The organism is Streptomyces sp. NPDC001100 (genome assembly GCF_053598575.1).
The window spans coordinates 241,790-258,628 of the sequence record NZ_JBSFKO010000006.1; the positions used below are offsets into that span (position 1 = coordinate 241,790).

Below are 16,839 nucleotides of genomic sequence, written 5' to 3' on the forward strand. Positions count from 1 at the left end.
AGGCCCTAACAGCCCGGTACGGAACCCTTCCCCGACTCCAGCGCCTCCAGCGCGCTCACCGCGCCCTTCAGCGAGGTGACCGCCACCAGCCGTAGCCCCTTGGGCAGTTCGGACTTGGCGTCCGAGCACTCGGCCTTCGGCACCAGGAACACCGTCGCCCCGTCGCGGCGCGCGGCCTGGGTCTTGAGTGCCACTCCCCCGACCGCGCCGACCGTTCCGTCGGTGCCGATCGTCCCCGTGCCGGCGATGGTGCGACCACCTGTCAGGTCACCCCCGCTGCCGTTGCCGTTCAGCTTGTCGATGATCCCCAGGGTGAACAGCAGCCCCGCGCTGGGGCCGCCGACATCCGCCAGCCTCAGCGTGACCTTGACCTTCTTGTCGCTGAGGTTCAGATACTTCAGCGCGGCCGTGGTCGCGTCGTCCTGCGACTCCTGCATCTGCTCGGTGTTGTGCTGCTCGATCTCCTTGACGCTGTTGCCGCTCGGATAGACCGAGTCACGGGGCATGACCGCCCGGTCGGTGCGGAACCAGCTGTCGATCACATCGCTCAGCGAGACCCGCTGGTCGGGCCCGGTCGCCTCGATCGTCGTCATGCGCAACTGACCGCTCGTCGTGCGCACCGGCGCCCCGGTGATCGTGATGACCGGGGTGCCCTTGTTCTCGCCGAGCACGTTCGCGGTCAGACCGGGCTGCGTCAGCGAGAACGGAAGCGGCGCGAAGGCCGCCGTGGCGAGCAGCGCCACGACGGGCAGGGCACAGACGGCTACGGCCCAGGGGCGCGTGAGGCGAGAGAGGAGCACGGGATCAATCTAACGCGACGGTCACTTTCGGCCGTGCGCCGGTCACCCGCTCGTCATGAACGCCTCAGCGCAGGGCTTCGGCCACCTCGCGGGCCGCGTCCACGACCCTCGGCCCCACCCGCTCGGGCACCGCGTCGGCCAGCATCACCACGCCGACGCTGCCCTCGACCCCCGTGACCCCGAGCAGCGGTGCCGCGGCGCCGCTCGCTCCGGCCTCCAACTCGCCGTGCGTCAGGGTGTATCCGGGCTCGTCCGCGCCCTGGTGCCGGGCGGCGAGAATCGCGCGGCCCGCGGCGCCCCGGTCCAGGGGGTGGCGGAAACCGGCCCGGTAGGCCACGTGGTAGTCGGTCCAGGACGGCTCGACCACCGCGACGGCGAGGGCGTCCGCCCCGTCGACGAGGGTGAGATGAGCGGTCGCCCCTATGTCCTCGGCCAGCGACCGCAGCGCGGGCAGCGCCGCCTCCCGTACGAGGGGGTGCACCTGGCGGCCCAGCCGCAGCACCCCGAGCCCCACCCGGGCCCGGCCGCCGAGATCACGTCGTACGAGAGCGTGCTGTTCCAGAGTGGCCAGCAACCGGTACACGACGGTCCGGTTGACGCCCAGTTTGTTGGACAGTTCGGTGACGGTCAGCCCGTGGTCCGTATCGGCCAGCAGTTTGAGGACGCGCAGTCCCCGGTCGAGCGTCTGGGAGGTCTCCGCGGTCACGACGCCCACTCCTTAAGTGGTGAGGTCGGCGGCCCCCTCGCGGCGGATGCGTCACCGAGTCCCGTCAGTGACGCGCTTCAGAGGCCGCCGATCGGCGAGGCGGCCCGGCGTGTCCGGGCCCAGTCGCTTCACGGCTGCGCTCCGCGGCGGCGCTGCCACGGGGCGTGTGCGTAGCGGGACACTAGCGAAGCCGGTTCGCTGAGCGGAAGTCTCCGTCCAGAATCCGGGCACCGACTGGTACGGACCGGTTCGCTTCACGCCGATATGTCCTGACCTGGGGATCACCCGTGCACAACTTCCGTACAGATGTCCGGGGTTGGCGGGGTGAGTCACCTCATCCGCGTGGCCCACTCCTGGACCTTCGCGATGCGCTGCCGCAGCTGCCCCGCCGTGGCCTCGGCGCTCGGCGGCCCGCCGCAGGTGCGGCGCAGCTCGGTGTGGATGACGCCGTGCGGTTTGCCGGTCTGGTGGACGTACGCGGAGACCATGGTGTTGAGCTGTTTCCGCAGCTCCATCATCTCCTTGTGGGAGACGACGGGCCGCCGCTCGGCGGGCAGTTCGAGCAGATCGGCCTCCTCGTCCGGCTTCTTGCGGCTGTGCGCGATCTGCCGGGCCTGCCGCTTCTGCAGCAGCAGCTGTACCTGGTCGGGTTCGAGGAGCCCGGGGATGCCGAGGTAGTCCTGCTCCTCCTCGCTCCCCGGGTGCGCCTGCATACCGAACTCGGCACCGTCGTAGAGCACCCGGTCGAAGACGGCCTCGGACTCCAGCGCCTCGAAGGCGAACTGCTCCTGCTCGCCGGTGTCCTCGTCCTGCTCCTTGTTCGCCTCGTCCATCTCCTTCTCGGACTCGGCGTACGGGTCCTCCTCGCCCTCCTTCTTGGGCTTGTCGAGGGCGTGGTCGCGCTCGACCTCCATCTCGTTGGCGAAGGTGAGGAGGTCGGGGACGGTCGGCAGGAACACGGAGGCGGTCTCGCCGCGCCGCCGGGACCGCACGAAACGCCCCACGGCCTGGGCGAAGAAGAGGGGCGTGGAGATGGTGGTGGCGTAGACCCCGACGGCGAGCCGCGGCACGTCGACGCCCTCGGACACCATCCGCACCGCGACCATCCACCGGTCGTTGCTCGCCGCGAAGTCGTCGATGCGCTTGGAGGCACCGGTGTCGTCGGACAGGACGACGGTCGCCTTGGAGCCGGTGATCTCGCGGATCAGCTTGGCGTAGGCGCGCGCGGAGTCCTGGTCGGAGGCGATGACGAGCGCGCCGGCGTCCGGGATGCCCTTCCTGACCTCGGTCAGCCGCTGGTCGGCGGCGCGCAGCACGCTCGGCATCCACTCGCCGCGCGGATCCAGCGCCGTACGCCAGGCCTGGCTGATCGCATCCTTGGTCATCGGCTCGCCGAGCCGGGCGGCGATCTCGTCGCCCGCCTTGGTCCGCCAGCGCATGTTGCCGCTGTAGGAGAGGAAGATGACCGGCCGGACGACGTGGTCGGCGAGCGCGTTGCCGTAGCCGTAGGTGTAGTCGGCGGAGGAGCGCCGGATCCCGTCGTTGCCTTCCTCGTACGTCACGAAGGGAATGGGATTGGTGTCGGACCGGAACGGCGTACCGGTCAGCGCGAGCCGCCGGGTGGCCGGTTCGAACGCCTCCAGGCACGCCTCGCCCCAGGACTTCGAGTCACCGGCGTGGTGGATCTCGTCGAGGATGACGAGGGTCTTGCGCTGCTCGACGCGGTTGCGGTGCAGCATGGGCCGCACGCCGACGCCCGCGTACGTGACGGCGACCCCGTCGTAGTCCTTGCCGAGCGGCCCGGCGCTGTACTCCGGGTCGAGCTTGATCCCTATCCGCGCGGCGGCCTCCGCCCACTGCTTCTTCAGGTGCTCGGTCGGCGCGACCACGGTCACCTGCTGCACGACATGGTGGTGCAGCAGCCAGGAGGCGAGGGTGAGCGCGAAGGTCGTCTTGCCGGCGCCGGGCGTCGCGACCGCGAGGAAGTCCCGCGGCTGCTCCTGGACGTACCTGTCCATCGCCCCCTGCTGCCAGGCGCGCAGCTTGCTGGCGGTGCCCCAGGGGGCGCGGCCGGGGAAGGCCGGGGAGAGGTGGTGGGTGCTGGCGGAGGAGGCGGCGGTGGTAGTCACGGTCTCCGTTTGGTTGGTAGGGCGGCTCGGCTACGTATGACAACCGGGCCACCTTACCGGCGGGCCGGCGCTGTCCACGTGCGGACGACGCCGGGGTGGGCGGGGATGGGACTGAGGTCACAGACCCCGGGAGTGGTCAGCGCCGCGCGTAACGCGGCAGTCGGGCGGCGATCCCGGGCACGTCCAGAGCGCCCTGGCAGACGTCCAGTACGAACTGCTCCGCCTCGTCCACGTCGAAGTCCGCGTCCAGGGGGTGTCCGTTCATGTGCAGGAAGACCCACGTCGCGTACCAGGCGATGCGCTTGTTCCCGTCCACGAGGGCGTGGTTCCGGGCCAGGGACTCCATGAGCGCGGCGGCCTTCCGCCATACGTCCGGGTAGGCGTCCTGCCCGAAGACACTCGCCCGGGGGCGCACGAGCGCCGAGTCGAGGAGGCCGTAGTCGCGCACTTCGTCCGCTTCGAGCCGCTTCGCGAGGTTCAGCGACTCGGGAAGTGCGAGGTAGTGCATCAGGCGAGCCTCCGGTTCAGCTCGGCGCTGGCCTTCAGTACATGGTCGGCCGCCTCGTCGAACAGTCGCGCGTGCTCGTTCACGGCCGCGATCACCGCGTCGTGCGCGAAGGCCTGCATACTGCGCCCCTCCGCCGCGGCGCAGTCGCGCAGGGCGTCGAGCTCCTCGTCCGTGAACCGCAGGTTCAGTCCAGCCATGCCTCAACGGTACCGAGCGGTACCACGTGGTGTCACCGCGATTCCTTCCGCACCCGCGTGGTCACCCACGCCCCCACCAGCGCCACCCCCGCCATCGGCAGGAACACGGCGGCGAAGGCGGCCGGATGCGAGGTGCCCGCCCCCGCCGAGCCGACCACATGCGTGACCGTGCCGCCGCCCAAGGCGCCGAAGGCCGCGCCCCCGACGGACAGCAGCACGACATTGGACAGCCCGTCGGAGATCTGCAGCGCGGCCGAGTTGGAGCCCGCCTCCTCCGGCGCGGAGAGCTGGAGCAGCAGCACGCTGGTGGAGGACATCACCAGCCCCATCCCGAAACACCCGAACCCCCAGGCGACGGCCACGATCCACACGGGAACCGCATGGACGAGGACGCTCGGAGCCGCGGCGATGGCACCGGCCACCAGCACCATCCCGAACGTCATCAGCCGTTCCCGGTACGGCTCGACCCGCGCCCGCGCCTGCACCCACGACCCGAGCGCCCACGTCCCGCCGCCCGCCGCGAGCGAGAACCCGGCCAGCGTCGGCGACAGCCCCCGCTGGGTCACCAGCATCAACGGCACGAAGGACTCGGCCGAGATGAACGCCCCGGCCCCCAGCCCCCGCAACAGCACGACCGAGGGCAGCCCCCGCGCCGCCCGGTACGTACCGCGCGGCAACAGCCCGAGTACGGCCGGCACGAGCAGCGCGACGCCCGCGGCGGCCGGGACCAGCGAGAACCACCGCAGATCCTGAGCGGCGTACTGAAAGAGTCCGGCACCGAGCGAGATCCCGAGAGCGAGCCGAATACGACGCCGGTCGAAGGAGCCGGGCGAGCCGGACGGCTGCCGGCCGCTCTCGGACACGGGCCCTGCCGCCCGGCGCCGTATCTGCGGAAGGGCGAGCGCGAGCGGAAAGACGACCAGCACCGGAATCCCGACGAACACCCAGCGCCAGCCCAGCTGTTCGGTCACCGCGCCGGCGGCGAGCGGCCCGACGACGGACGGCACCACCCAACTCGCGGCGAACGCGGCCACGATGCCCGGCCGCAAACGCTCCGGATAGGCCCGCCCGATCACCACGTACAGAGCGACGATGACCAGCCCACCGCCCAGCCCCTGCACGGCCCGCCCCAGAATGAACACCCACATGACCTGGGCGGTCCCCGCGACCAGCAATCCGGCCGCGAACGCCCCGATCCCGGTGGTCAACGCCCCGAGCGGCCCCCGCCGGTCCGACCACTGCCCGGCGAACACCATCCCGAACAGACTCGTCGTGAAGTACCCGGAGAACGCGAACGCGTACAACGCGACCCCGTCCAGCTCCCGAGCCGCAACGGGCATCGCCGTCCCCACGGCGGTCGCCTCGAAGGCGATCAACAGCACAACGGACACGATCCCGACGCTGAGCGCCCGATACGACCGCCCGAGCACCCCGCCACGACACTCGTCGGCCAGGTCAGAGGCAGCATCCGTGACATCGGCGTCACGCGGTTCGAGGACGGTCATGCGGGCCAGCGTAAGGCTCATCCTCCGCGTTGACCCCTGTCGAAAGACGGTCCACCACCAAGACCTTGGTCGTACGACCGCTGCCCCCACCCCGCCATTCATGAACGCGGTATGGCATTCCCGTTGCACGCCCCCCGGCCCCCTTGTCCCGGCCCAGCACCCGGCCCTACGGTCAACTCACCGAACACGGCCGTGTGCCCGAGTGGTTCAGGGACTCGCCTGCAAAGCGAGTTACGCGGGTTCGATTCCCGCCACGGCCTCCAGAGTTGGAAGGGCGGCATCCCATCGGGGTGCCGCCCTTCTGTTCGGCCGCGCTGCTCGTAGGTGTACCGTCCCGGAGCCGTGCCCCGGATGCGGGGCTCCAGGTCTGTGCAGGGGGGATTGTGAGTCAGGAGCCCGGTTCGGGGTCGAGGGTGTCGCTGAGCAAGGGGAAGAAGGTCGCTGTCGGGGTCGGGGGGCTGGTCGCGGCTTCGTTGGTCGTCCTCGGCGTGGTCTACGGGGGCGGGGGTGCCTCCGGGCACAGCACCTCGGCGGCGGGCTCGACGCCCGGAGTGAGCCGCGACGGTCCGGCCGCGCAGACACCGGCCGCCCACGCGTCCGCATCGGCATCGGGGCCGGCGCAGAAGCTGGCCGATCTGGACGGGACCGGGCGGCCCGCCGCGCAGTATCAGCAGGTTCTCGACGCGTTGGCGCCACGCTGCAAGGAGGACCGCCCGCGTCTCGCGGTCGTCGTCGGTTCCACGCTCGGAGGAATGAAGAGGCACGGTGTGGACGACGAGGACGCGTTCGGTGTCCTGCAGCAGCTGGAGCAGTCGGTGCCCGCCGGCAGTCCGCGGGTCGACTGCGCGTCCGCGGCGGCGGCTTACGCCACCCAGCGCGAGGGAAGCTAGCGCAACCTGCGCGGGCCTCCGGGCGTCCTGTCGGGCGTGGAGGTGGGTGGTGAACCTGGACACCGTGGTGACGTGGGTCGACGTGCGCGACGGGCTGCCCCGGAGCGGTGTGCCGGTGGCGGCGGCGATCACCGGGCGGTATCCGGCGGACAGTGCGGACAGTGCGGACAGTGCGGATAGGGCGGATAGGGCGGACAGTGACGCCGAGGGTGATGGCGCGCCGGGTGAGGAATTCTGGCTGGTGCGGCCGATGTATTTCACCTCTCTGCACTTCGGTGCGGACGGGGCGGAGCACCGGGACTGTTTCGTCGACTCCGACGGGGTCGTCCGGCTGCCCTACGGGCTCGACAGCGCCGAGACCGTGACACATTGGGCCGAACTGCCCACGCTCCCCGGTGAGATGACGACACGCGCGGTTCTCGGGGAGGGGGTGCAGGCGGCTCTCCAGCGCGCCTGGAGCGCTCAGCCCGGTACTACCCGGTACTAGCGACTCGCCTCACGACCTCGCCCGCCACAGGTCCCGCAGCAGTGCGATCTCCGCCATGTGGTGGATGAATTCCAAGTTGGCTCCCGCCACCACGGCGATGTAGGGGTCGTCGGGGTCGGAGCCGTACGGGTATTGGGAGAAGCCGACGGTGTCGAGTTCCTCTTCCGTCACGGTCGCTACGGCTGCCCGCCAGCGGTCGATCACCGGCCAGAACCGGTCCAGGGTCAGGGCCGCGGAGGGGCTGAAGTCGACCATCTGCCTGGGATCGTGCCGTCGATCGCCGAACGTCCACTCCCACGCCCCCGCGAACTGGAAGTGCAGGTGGCCCAGGCGCCAGGCGATCGTGGTGATCGGTGTCGAGTCCGGTTCGGGCTCGCCGGTGTGGGCGAGGACCTGCTCGACCCGTTCGACGGTCACGCTCCAGTCCTCGGCGATCTTGTCGACGGTCATGCCGTCGGCGGCCTGGCGGGCGACCTCGGCGTACTCGCTCGCCGGAATGTCCGGCGCGCCCAGGTCGAGGACCCACTCGCCCGGTCCGAACGCCCTCGGTGTCACCGCCTCGCTCCGGCGGCGGAGGGACCAGCATTCGGGCGCCGGCTCCCAGAGGTACTCCTCGTCGCCGAGTCCCGTCAGCCGGACCTGGGCCATCTCCCGGGCCTTGTCGAACTGCTCCAGCAGCACGCCCAGTCGGCCGGTCGGGGTGTGCTCGGTGTCCATGTCCCGTTCCCCCTCGCCGTGTTGCGGTCGGGCGGACGGTAGCGGCTCACCTCGCATCGGCGCGAGCGAATTCCGCAGCGGCTCGCATCCGTATCCGCGTCCGCACTCGCACTCGCACTCGCGTCAGAGCACCCCTCCCGCCTCGTCCTGGAACGCCTCCGTCCAGTAGTGCGGGTGGCGCCGGCCGGCCGCTCCGGTCTGTCGGCCCGTCGGGTCCACCGTCGACAGGGTCTGGAGCATCGTCGTGGCCAACTGGTCGTACGCCTCTGCCGTCAGCTCGCCCGAGAGGCTCGCGTCGATCGCCCTCTCCCGGTGGAGCAGCCAGAGGGTGAAGGCGAGGGTGGAGACGTCCGTGTTGAGAGGAGCCAGCGTCGCTTCCGGCTCGCTCCAGGTCAGGATCTCGCCCGTGGCGCCGTCCACCACCAGGCTGTTGTCCTCGACGAGATGGCCGAGGCGGATCAACTCGTCGGCGCGGGAGGGGAGTTCGTCGGCGGGCTCGTCCTCGTAGAACTCGGCCAGGGTCGGGAGCGGAACGTCCGTGTCCAGCTGGAAGAGGATCGCGTCCTCGGGCAGGCCCGTCTCGCGCAGGAAGCGGCGGGTCGGCTCGTGGGTGAGTGTGGCGGGGAAGTCGACCTCCTCGAAGCGGGCCACCGTGCCCTGGCCGAACTCCTGGTCCAGCAGGCGGGCCGGGATGTCGAGGGTCAGGCCCGATGTCGTGCCGGGGCCCGCGACCAGGGCCAGTGGGCGGATCAGGGCCGCCGCCTTCCAGAACGGGGGCACCTCGCCGTCCGTCTCCGACTCGAAGATCGAGAGCAGGTGACGCGACGCCTCCGCCGCTGTCTGCGCGCCGTGGCGGCCCTCGTAGGACGCGAACTGGCCGCGCAGGGCGGTCAGTTCGTCGGTGGTCGTGGTGAAGCGGGCCAGTGTTTCGACCGACGGGGCCAGCGGGTCGGCCTCCATCAGGTCCGGGCGGTCGTGGAGAAAGTACGTCGTGGCGATCTCGCCCGTCCCGCCGTCCAGCAGGATCGACTCCGCCTCGCCGCCGTCGGGTCCCCAGAGCGCGCCTATCACCAGCTGGTCCCGGAGCTCCGCCGCCAGCGGGTCGGGATCGCTTAGCGAGTCCGCGACCGTCCGCAGGCCCTCCCTGCGCAGCTCCTCGAACGTCAACAGGGCGCTGTCACCCGGCAGTCCGGGGCCTGTCAGCCAGCGGCGCGTGGACGCGTGGGTGACGTACGGATCGAGGTCGTCCTCGGTCAAGGTGATCGTGGTCGCCGTGGAACCGGCGTCGGTCCTGCTCATCGTTCCCCCGTGCATGGTTCCCCCGTGCGTGAATCTTCCCCGTGCGGCACCGGTGTTCCGCGGTCGTCCCCACTGCCCAGAACACTACGCGGCACCACTGACAATGGCTCTGACCGGCGAAAACACGACGAGGCCGCGGTGAGGACGCCTCGCGGAGCGCGGGCGGACGCGAAACGTCCGAAACACCCTCACCCCATCAGACGTCAGACCCCCCGTGAACGTTCCCGTCCCTCGACGACCGCGCCCACCGTCAGCCGGGAGTTGTCCAGCCAGAGGCCGATGCGCGGGGTCTCCGTCCGCAGCGCGCCGTCCAGTTCCTCGACCGTCCGCGCGCCGTATCCGGTCTTCGCCCGGCCGGCCTCCCGTGCCGACACGGCCGCCGGGGTCGGTGCGAGGACGACCGCGTGCAGCGGGCGGGTGCGGATCAGGCCGGCATACGCCGTCAACTCGGCGTCCAGCACCACGTCCTGGACGACAGCCGTGAACCCGGCCTCGGCGTACGCGTCCGCCGTCGCCGCCGACAGCCGGTGACGCAACCGGAGTTGGGACTCCCCCTAGCCGTCGGCGCCGGGAGCGTACTCCTGACGTCCCGACCCGATCATCCGCCGGACCCCATCACCGTGGACGTGCGCCGCCCTCGGCAACCGCTCGGCCAGCGCCTGCGCGACCGTCGACCTGCCCGCGGTCATCACACCGGTGATGAGGACGGCACCCTCGAACAGCCCTTCAGGCACGCGCCTACTGCCCGTACTGCCCGTTCGTGACAACCGCCGCCTGGGGGCGGATCGGGAGCCGGTTGACCGGGCGGCCGGTCGCGGCGCGTACCGCGGAGGCGATGGCCGCCGGGGAGGTGACGACCGGTACCGCGCTGACCGCCTTCGCTCCGAAGGGGGCGACCACGTCACGTTCCTCGACGAGTTTCACGATCTTGATGTCGGGGGTGTCCAGGGCGGTGGGGAGGGCGTAGCCGGTGAGGTCGGGGTGGCGGATCAACCCGCGCGCGGTGCGCAGGTTCTCCGTCAACGCGATGCCTACGCCCTGGGTGACGCCGCCTTCGATACGGGCGACCAGTTGGGTCGGGTTCAGGATGCGGCCGACGTCCTGGGCGAGGGCCAGTTCGACGACCCGTACGGAGCCGAGTTCGATGTCGACGTCGACCACCGCGCGGATCGCGCAGAACGCGAGGCCTACGAAGGCGTCGCCCTGTCCGGCGTCGTCCAGGGGCTCGGTCGGGTGCGGGCGGCACTGGGCGGTGGCCCACAGTTCCTTGCCGTCCAGGGCCTCCGTGACGGTCGTCGAGAGGACGCCGTCGTAGGAGGTGATCTTGCCGTCGGTGATCTGGAGGAGTTCGGTGGACATGCCGAACTTGTGCGCCAGGGGCTGGAGGAGCTGGGTGCGGACCATTTTCGCGGCCCGTTCGACCGCGCCGCCCGAGACCCAGGTGTGGCGGCCGCGGCAGCCGGGGCCGGCCGGGGGCTGATCGGTGTCCACGGGGGCGACGTGCACCTCGTCGATGCCCAGGGTCTCCTGGACGATCTGGCGGGCGAGGGTGGTGAAGCCCTGGCCGGTCTCGACGGCCGCGCACAGGACGGTCGCGATGCCGTCGTGGACCTTCACGGTGGCGGTGGAGACCTCGTCGGCGCCCTCGGCGCCGAGCATGTGGACCATGCCGAGGCCGTAGCCGACGCCCCGGCGCACCGCGCCCGGTTCGCCCGCGCCCTCGGGGCCGCCGGGCAGCAGCCACTCGTCCTCGGGGGTGTCCTTGGGGAGCTGCGGCAGCGGGAAGTCCCGTACGGCCTGGAGGAGTTCGGCGACGGGTGCCGGGCAGGTCACCGTCTGGCCGGTCGGGAGGACGTCACCGGTGGCCATGGCGTTGCGCAGGCGCAGCTCCGCCGGGTCCATGGCGAGCTTCTTGGCGAGCTTGTCCATCTGCGCCTCGTAGGCGGCGCAGACCTGCATGGCGCCCTCGCCGCGCACGTGCCCGGAGGGCGGGTTGTTGGTGCGGACGGCCCAGCCCTCGATGAAGGCGTTCGGGACGACGTAGGGGCCGCAGGCGAAGGAGACGGCGGCGGCCAGGGCCTCCGAGGAGGTGTCGGCGTACGCGCCCGCGTCCAGGAGTACCTGGGCCTCGACCTTCACCAGGCGGCCGTCCTCGTCGGCGTGGTGGCGGTAGCGCAGGAGCGTGGGGTGGCGGTGGGTGTGGCCGAGGAAGGACTCCTCGCGCGTGGCGGTGAGTTTGACCGGGCAGCCGGTCTTCAGCGCGAGCAGCCCGAGCGGGAGTTGGAAGCCCTGGTCCTCGCGGTCGGCGGTGGCCCCGGGGACGCCGGTGACGACGACCTTGACGCGGTCGGGCTCCAGGCCGTAGCAGGCGGCGGCCGTGTCGCGGTCGGTGTGCGGGTCCGTGGAGGCGATGTAGAGCTCGACGCCGCCGTCGGGGCGGGGCACGGCGAGGCCGGCCTCGGCGCCGATGGGGGCGGGGTCCTGGCGGCCGATGCGGTACAGGCCCTCGACGACGACGTCGCCGGCCGCGTCCGGGTCGCCGTGGCGCAGCGGGATGTGCCGGATCAGGTTGCCGTCGGGGTGCAGCGGCTCGGCCTCGAAGGCCTGCTCGGGGTCGGTCACCGGGTCGAGTACCTCGTACTCGACCATGATGGCGGCGGCGGCCATCCGCGCGGTGTCCGGGTGGTCGGCGGCTACGGCGGCGATGGGCTCCCCGTGGTGGCGCACCACTTCGGAGGCGAACACCGGGCGGTCGGCGGTGCCCCGGCCGTAGCGGTCCTGGCCCGGCACGTCCTCGTGGGTGATGACGGCCCGTACGCCGGGCATGTCGCGCGCGTGGGACGTGTCGACGGAGACGATGCGCGCGTGCGGGTGCGGCGAGCGCAGGACGGCCGCCCACAGGAGGCCCTCGGCCCACAGGTCGGCCGCGTACGGGAAGGTGCCCTCGGTCTTGGCTCGGGCGTCGGCGGCCGGGAGCGAGGCGCCCAGGCCGTGGCCCGGATGCTCCGGGGCGGGCGTGGCCTCCGTGGTCGCGATGGCGGCTTCGTTGCTCACGCCTGACCTCCGTCCTGGCCGTACACCTGGTCCTGCGTGCGCGGGGACTCGAACGCCGACTGGTGGACCCCACCGCCCCCGGGACCCGCCTGGTGGGGAATACGTGCCTCGTCGCCGTCCGACTCAGGTTCGGCGGCAGCGGCGTGCGCCTCCCGTTCGGCGACGACCTCCTGTACGGCGTCCAGGACGCCCCGGTAGCCGGAGCAGCGGCACAGGTTGCCGCACAGGGCCTGGCGCGCCTCCAGTTCGGTGGGCGCGGGGTTGCCCTCCAGGAGGTCGTGCACGGTCATCGCCATGCCGGGCACGCAGAAGCCGCACTGGACGGCACCGCACTTGGCGAGCGCCCGCTGCACGTCGGAGGGCTGTCCCTCGACGGCGAGACCCTCGACCGTACGGACCTCGGAGCCGGCGGCGGTGACGGCGGGCACCAGGCAGGAGGCGACGAGCCGTCCGTCGACCTGGACGTTGCAGGCCCCGCACTCGCCCTGCGAGCAGCCGTCCTTGGCGCCGGCGAGGCCGAGGCGTTCGCGCAGCACGTAGAGCAGTGACTCGCCGATCCAGGCGTCGGTGACGGGCCGGTCGGCGCCGTTGACGCGCAACACGTAGGAGGCGAGCGGGTGTTCGTCGCCGGGGAGCTTCGGGCCGGGCTCGGCGGCCTCGTCCGGCGCGTCGGCGTCCGCGGCCGTCACGGGCGCCTCAGCGGCCTCCGGGGCGGCTTCGGCACCGTCGGACGCGTCGGCCGCCGCAGAGGGCTCAGCGGGCCTCTCAGTGGCCCCCTCGACCCCTTCGGCATCGCCGCTCGCCGCGCCGTTCTCGTCGGCCGACTGCGTGTCGGCGGCGGCCGGTTCGGCGGTGGCGTCGTCGTGGCGGTCGCCGCGCGCGTCCCCGTAGGAGTCGGCGGCGGCCTCGGTGCGGGCGTGCGCGTACGGGTCGCTGCCCTGGGGTTCCTCGTACGGGCGGCGGGTCGACTCGGCGGCCGGGTGCGCCTCGGACCGGTCGGCCGGCTGCGCCACGCCGCGCCCGTCGGTGTCCGTCGCCGGGTACGCCGCGCCCCGGCCGTCGGTGCCGTTGGCGGGGTAGGCCGTGCCGCGCCCGTCGGTGCCGCTCGCGGGGTACGCCGTACCGCGCCCGTCGGTGCCCGTCGCCGGGTAGGCCGCGCCCCGGCCGTCGGTGTGCTCGGCCGGGTGCGGGTCGGGCCGGCCGGGCCGCTCCGTCACGCCCGTGCCGGACGCCTGCTGTGCCCAGTTCTGGCCCGCGCCGTCCGTCGCCCAGGGCGCGGGCGCGCCGCCGGGCAGGGTGGCGGGCGGGGTGCCGCCCCACTGCTCGACCAGGGCCGAGGTGGTGAACTCACCCGATTCGTCCGGGAGATCGCCCCCGGCGACGGGGATCGACCACTCCCCGGTCACGTCGTGACCGGGTGCGGCGCCCGCGTCCGGGGCGTTGGTGTCCCGGAAGGTCCACTGGCCGGTGGCCCCGGGGTGGTACGCGAACTGCTCGCCCCCGGCCGTCCCCTGCTGCGGTACCGCGTTCGGGTCGGGCCACTGGACGCCCTCGGCGGGCACGGCCCAGGAGCCGGTGCCCGACGGGTCGCCGTCCGGGGCGGGGCCGGCCGCTATGGGCGGCGGCACATAGCCGTGGCCCGGGGCGGCGAGCAGGGCGTCGATGCCCCCTTCGGGGAGTTTCACGAAGGCGGTGGCGCCGTCGTCGTAGTCGCCCTGGGGCAGCGGGTCCCAGCGTCCGCCGCCCTGGGGGGTGCCCTCTGCGTGCTGGTCGTCGGTCACGACAGCGCCCTCCCGAGTGCTCGTCGGGCAAGTGCGGCGACGGTGCGCCGCAGGTGCAGTACCGCGGGCGGAAGCTGTTCCACGGAGCCGTCCTCGGCCGGGGCCGGGTCGGGGATGCAGGCCGCGGCGACGTACTCCCCGAAGGCGGTCAGCGCCTCGGGGACGATCGCGCGGCCGTTGTCCCAGTCGATCAGCCGGGCCACCCACTGCTCGGCGTCCAGGGGTCTGAGCGGCATCGGCGCTATGGCGCCGACGGCGCACCTGACACCGCGCCTGGCGGGGTCGAGGACGACCGCGACGGACGCGACCGAGCGCCCGGGTCCGGTCCGGCCGGTCGCCTTCAGGAAGACCTGCGGGGCGTGCAGCAGGGGCACGCGCACGAAGCCGATGAGTTCGCCGCCGCGCAGCATCTCGACGCCGGCCAGGAGGTGCGACACCGGGATCTCCCGGCGGGCTCCGCCCGGGCCCGCGATGATCAGCGTCGCCTCCAGGGCGGCCAGTACGGGCAGCGCGTCCCCGGTGGGCGCGGCCGAGGCGATGTTGCCGCCCAGGGTGCCCGCGTTGCGGATCTGCGGCGGGCCCGCGGCGCGCGCGGAGGCCGCGAGCGCCGGGATGAGGGCGGCGAAGTCGGGGCGGCCCATGCGGGCGTGGGTGAGGCCCGCGCCGAGCAGCGCGTGACCGTCCTGGTACTGCCAGCCGCGGATCTCGCTGATCCGCCCGAGACCGACCAGCGCGCTGGGCCTGAGCTGCCCCGAGTTGACGGCCGCCATGAGGTCGGTGCCGCCGGCCACGGGAACGGCCGTGGGCAGGGCCGTGAGCGCCACCACGGCCTCGTCCAGCGTTGTGGGCAGCGTGACGGACTGCCCCGCCTGCGGTGCTTGCGTGGTCAAACCGGCTGCCCCTTCCCGCTGCCCCACCTGGTCCCACCTGTTGCTGCCGTACGGTACGTGCTGACAGGGCGGACGTGGCAACTCTGGCACATCTTCGCAAGACCCGAACGCGGGGGTCCGCTAGGAGGCATTCGCCCGCCTCATCGGCGAGATGGTCCGTTTTGGTACGGCATCACCGACATGCGGGAATTGCCACTTATCGGTGACTCCTGGGGGCTTTTTCCCTTCCGTGGTCTAGGCGTTCGGGGGCGGGCCGTCCTTGGGGCGTCCGAGCACTCCGGGGCGGCGCTGCCACGGCAGGGGTCCGCTGGGCGGGCGGTAGGCGACCCCCAGGGCGTCGAGTCGCGGGTAGTGGGCGGTCATCCGGCGCTCGAAGTCGGCGAAGTCCCGTTCCCCGGACGCGGGAAGGGCGCTCCAGGCGACCTCGGCGAACGCGGCCAGCCTGGGGAACGTCTGGTAGTCCACGCGCGCGTGATCCTCCATCACCTCGGTCCACACGTTGGCCTGCGTGCCCAGCACATGGCGGGCCTCGGCCTCGGTGAGCTGCGCGGGAACGGGCTCGAAGCGGTAGACGTCCTCCAGGGTCCGTACATGGGCGATCGGCACCGGTTCGTCCTCGCCGCCATCCTGCCGCCAGTCCAAGTACACGTGCTGTTCAGGGCACATGACGACGTCGTGGCCCGCGCGGGCGGCGGTGATCCCGCCCTCGTAGCCGCGCCAGGACGACACGACTGCCCCTTCCGCGAGACCGCCCTCCAGGATCTCGTCCCAGCCGACGAGCCTTCTCCCGCGCGCGGAGAGCCACGCGTCGAAGTGCCCGATGAACCACGACTGCAACGCGTCCTCGTCCGCGAGCCCGAGTTCCTGGATGCGTGCCTGCGCGGCCGGTGACTGCTTCCACTGGTCCTTGGGGCATTCGTCGCCGCCGACGTGAATGAACTCCGAGGGGAACAGGTCGAGGAGTTCCTCGAACACCCCCTCGTAGAAGCGCAGGGTGTTGTCAGTGGGGGCGAGTACGTTCGGGTTGATGCCCCAGTTGTCCCAGACGGAGAGGGAGTCGGTGTCGATGACGTCCGTGTTGCCGAGTTCCGGATACGCGGCGATGGCCGCCTGCGAGTGTCCCGGTACGTCGATTTCCGGGACCACGGTGATATGCCGCTCGGCGGCGTAGGCGACGATCTCGCGGATGTCGTCCTGGGTGTAGTAGCCGCCGTGGGGCTTGTCGTCCCACAGGGGGGAGGCGCGGTGGCCGAATTTCGTGCGGGCCCGCCAGGAGCCGATCTCGGTCAGCTTCGGGTACCGCTTGATCTGTACGCGCCAGCCCTGGTCGTCCGTCAAGTGGAAGTGGAAGACGTTGAGTTTGTGCGCCGCCATGAGATCCAGGTAGCGCAGGACGCCTTCCTTGGGCGTGAAGTGCCGGGCGACGTCGAGCATGAGGCCGCGCCAGCGGAAGCGGGGCGCGTCGCGAATGCTGACCGCGGGGAGTTCCCAACGGCGCTTCGAGGTGACCGGAGCACGGCGGAAGGCCTCGGGGCCGAGCAATTGACGGAGGGTCTGGGCGGCGTAGAACAGCCCGGGTTCATCGGCCCCCCAGAGGTGGACCAGATACCCGTCGACGATCACGGTGTACGCCTCGGGGTCGTCGGACTCCCCCGGGCCGACGCGCAGCATGATGCGGTTTCCGCTGTCCTTGTGCGGCGTCAGGGGCAGTCCGGTCGCCGCGCCGACGGTGGCCCGCAGCCACTGCGCCACCCGCTCGGTGCCGGGGCCCGCGTCGATCTCGGTCCCGGCGTCGAGGACGTAGCCCACGCCTCCGCCGGGGAGTGCCGGCGCGACACTGTTCGGCGCCGGAATCAGTTCCGTCTCTGAAGTCACG

The 16,839-nt window shown here is 72.0% G+C and carries 14 protein-coding genes, 1 tRNA gene and 1 pseudogene; 3 read left to right on the forward strand and 13 right to left on the reverse strand.

Translation table 11 applies throughout. From position 1 onward, the window contains the following. Positions 1–5: 5 nt before the first annotated feature. The 6 genes from ACWDEW_RS11355 to ACWDEW_RS11380 form a co-directional block, all read right to left on the reverse strand. The gene (locus tag ACWDEW_RS11355) at positions 6–800 is read right to left on the reverse strand and encodes a S16 family serine protease (RefSeq protein WP_450511785.1); all 795 of its coding nucleotides are present in this window, start codon (positions 798–800) and stop codon (positions 6–8) included. A 64-nt stretch (positions 801–864) separates the two neighbouring features. Further along, entirely contained in the window at positions 865–1,506 is a 642-nt protein-coding gene (locus ACWDEW_RS11360; protein ID WP_450511787.1) for an IclR family transcriptional regulator, read from the reverse strand. 329 nt (positions 1,507–1,835) lie between these two features. Further along, positions 1,836–3,635, reverse strand: a complete 1,800-nt coding sequence (locus ACWDEW_RS11365) for a DEAD/DEAH box helicase (protein ID WP_450511789.1) — start codon at positions 3,633–3,635, stop codon at positions 1,836–1,838. 136 nt (positions 3,636–3,771) lie between these two features. After that, the gene (locus ACWDEW_RS11370; RefSeq protein WP_450511791.1) at positions 3,772–4,143 is read right to left on the reverse strand and encodes a type II toxin-antitoxin system death-on-curing family toxin; all 372 of its coding nucleotides are present in this window, start codon (positions 4,141–4,143) and stop codon (positions 3,772–3,774) included. After that, complete coding sequence (locus tag ACWDEW_RS11375) at positions 4,143–4,340, reverse strand: hypothetical protein (RefSeq protein WP_450511793.1); 198 nt, start codon at positions 4,338–4,340, stop codon at positions 4,143–4,145. Before ACWDEW_RS11375 ends, ACWDEW_RS11370 begins: the two co-directional genes overlap by 1 nt. A 32-nt stretch (positions 4,341–4,372) precedes the next feature. Continuing rightward, positions 4,373–5,845 (reverse strand): MFS transporter, encoded by a 1,473-nt coding sequence (locus ACWDEW_RS11380; protein ID WP_450511795.1) that lies wholly within the window; start codon positions 5,843–5,845, stop codon positions 4,373–4,375. A 188-nt stretch (positions 5,846–6,033) separates the two neighbouring features. On the opposite strand from ACWDEW_RS11380, the gene ACWDEW_RS11385 reads away from it, so the two are divergent. The 3 genes from ACWDEW_RS11385 (at position 6,034) to ACWDEW_RS11395 (ending at position 7,222) form a co-directional block, all read left to right on the forward strand. After that, a tRNA-Cys gene (locus ACWDEW_RS11385) sits at positions 6,034–6,108 on the forward strand. Between the two features lie 120 nt (positions 6,109–6,228). After that, on the forward strand, positions 6,229–6,735 hold the full coding sequence (locus tag ACWDEW_RS11390; protein WP_450511797.1) for a hypothetical protein: 507 nt from the start codon (positions 6,229–6,231) through the stop codon (positions 6,733–6,735). A gap of 46 nt (positions 6,736–6,781) precedes the next feature. Then, complete coding sequence (locus ACWDEW_RS11395; protein WP_450511799.1) at positions 6,782–7,222, forward strand: AQJ64_40280 family protein; 441 nt, start codon at positions 6,782–6,784, stop codon at positions 7,220–7,222. Positions 7,223–7,231: 9 nt separating this feature from the next. Here the strand turns inward: ACWDEW_RS11395 and ACWDEW_RS11400 are convergent, their stop codons facing one another. The 7 genes and pseudogenes from ACWDEW_RS11400 to ACWDEW_RS11430 form a co-directional block, all read right to left on the reverse strand. After that, on the reverse strand, positions 7,232–7,939 hold the full coding sequence (locus tag ACWDEW_RS11400) for a DinB family protein (RefSeq protein ID WP_450511801.1): 708 nt from the start codon (positions 7,937–7,939) through the stop codon (positions 7,232–7,234). A gap of 123 nt (positions 7,940–8,062) precedes the next feature. Then, positions 8,063–9,238, reverse strand: coding sequence for an SUKH-4 family immunity protein (locus ACWDEW_RS11405; protein WP_450511803.1), 1,176 nt, complete (start codon positions 9,236–9,238; stop codon positions 8,063–8,065). Between the two features lie 203 nt (positions 9,239–9,441). Then, a pseudogene (locus tag ACWDEW_RS11410) lies at positions 9,442–9,927 on the reverse strand (phosphotransferase). A gap of 49 nt (positions 9,928–9,976) precedes the next feature. Beyond that, positions 9,977–12,292, reverse strand: coding sequence for a xanthine dehydrogenase family protein molybdopterin-binding subunit (locus ACWDEW_RS11415; RefSeq protein WP_450511805.1), 2,316 nt, complete (start codon positions 12,290–12,292; stop codon positions 9,977–9,979). Then, positions 12,289–14,073 (reverse strand): 2Fe-2S iron-sulfur cluster-binding protein, encoded by a 1,785-nt coding sequence (locus ACWDEW_RS11420; protein WP_450511807.1) that lies wholly within the window; start codon positions 14,071–14,073, stop codon positions 12,289–12,291. The genes ACWDEW_RS11415 and ACWDEW_RS11420 overlap by 4 nt, the downstream gene beginning before the upstream one ends. Further along, entirely contained in the window at positions 14,070–14,963 is an 894-nt protein-coding gene (locus ACWDEW_RS11425) for an FAD binding domain-containing protein (protein WP_450511808.1), read from the reverse strand. The genes ACWDEW_RS11420 and ACWDEW_RS11425 overlap by 4 nt, the downstream gene beginning before the upstream one ends. A 234-nt stretch (positions 14,964–15,197) precedes the next feature. Continuing rightward, positions 15,198–16,838: a beta-N-acetylhexosaminidase gene (locus ACWDEW_RS11430; protein WP_450511810.1), complete on the reverse strand. Its 1,641-nt coding sequence runs from the start codon at positions 16,836–16,838 to the stop codon at positions 15,198–15,200. Position 16,839 lies beyond the last annotated feature (1 nt).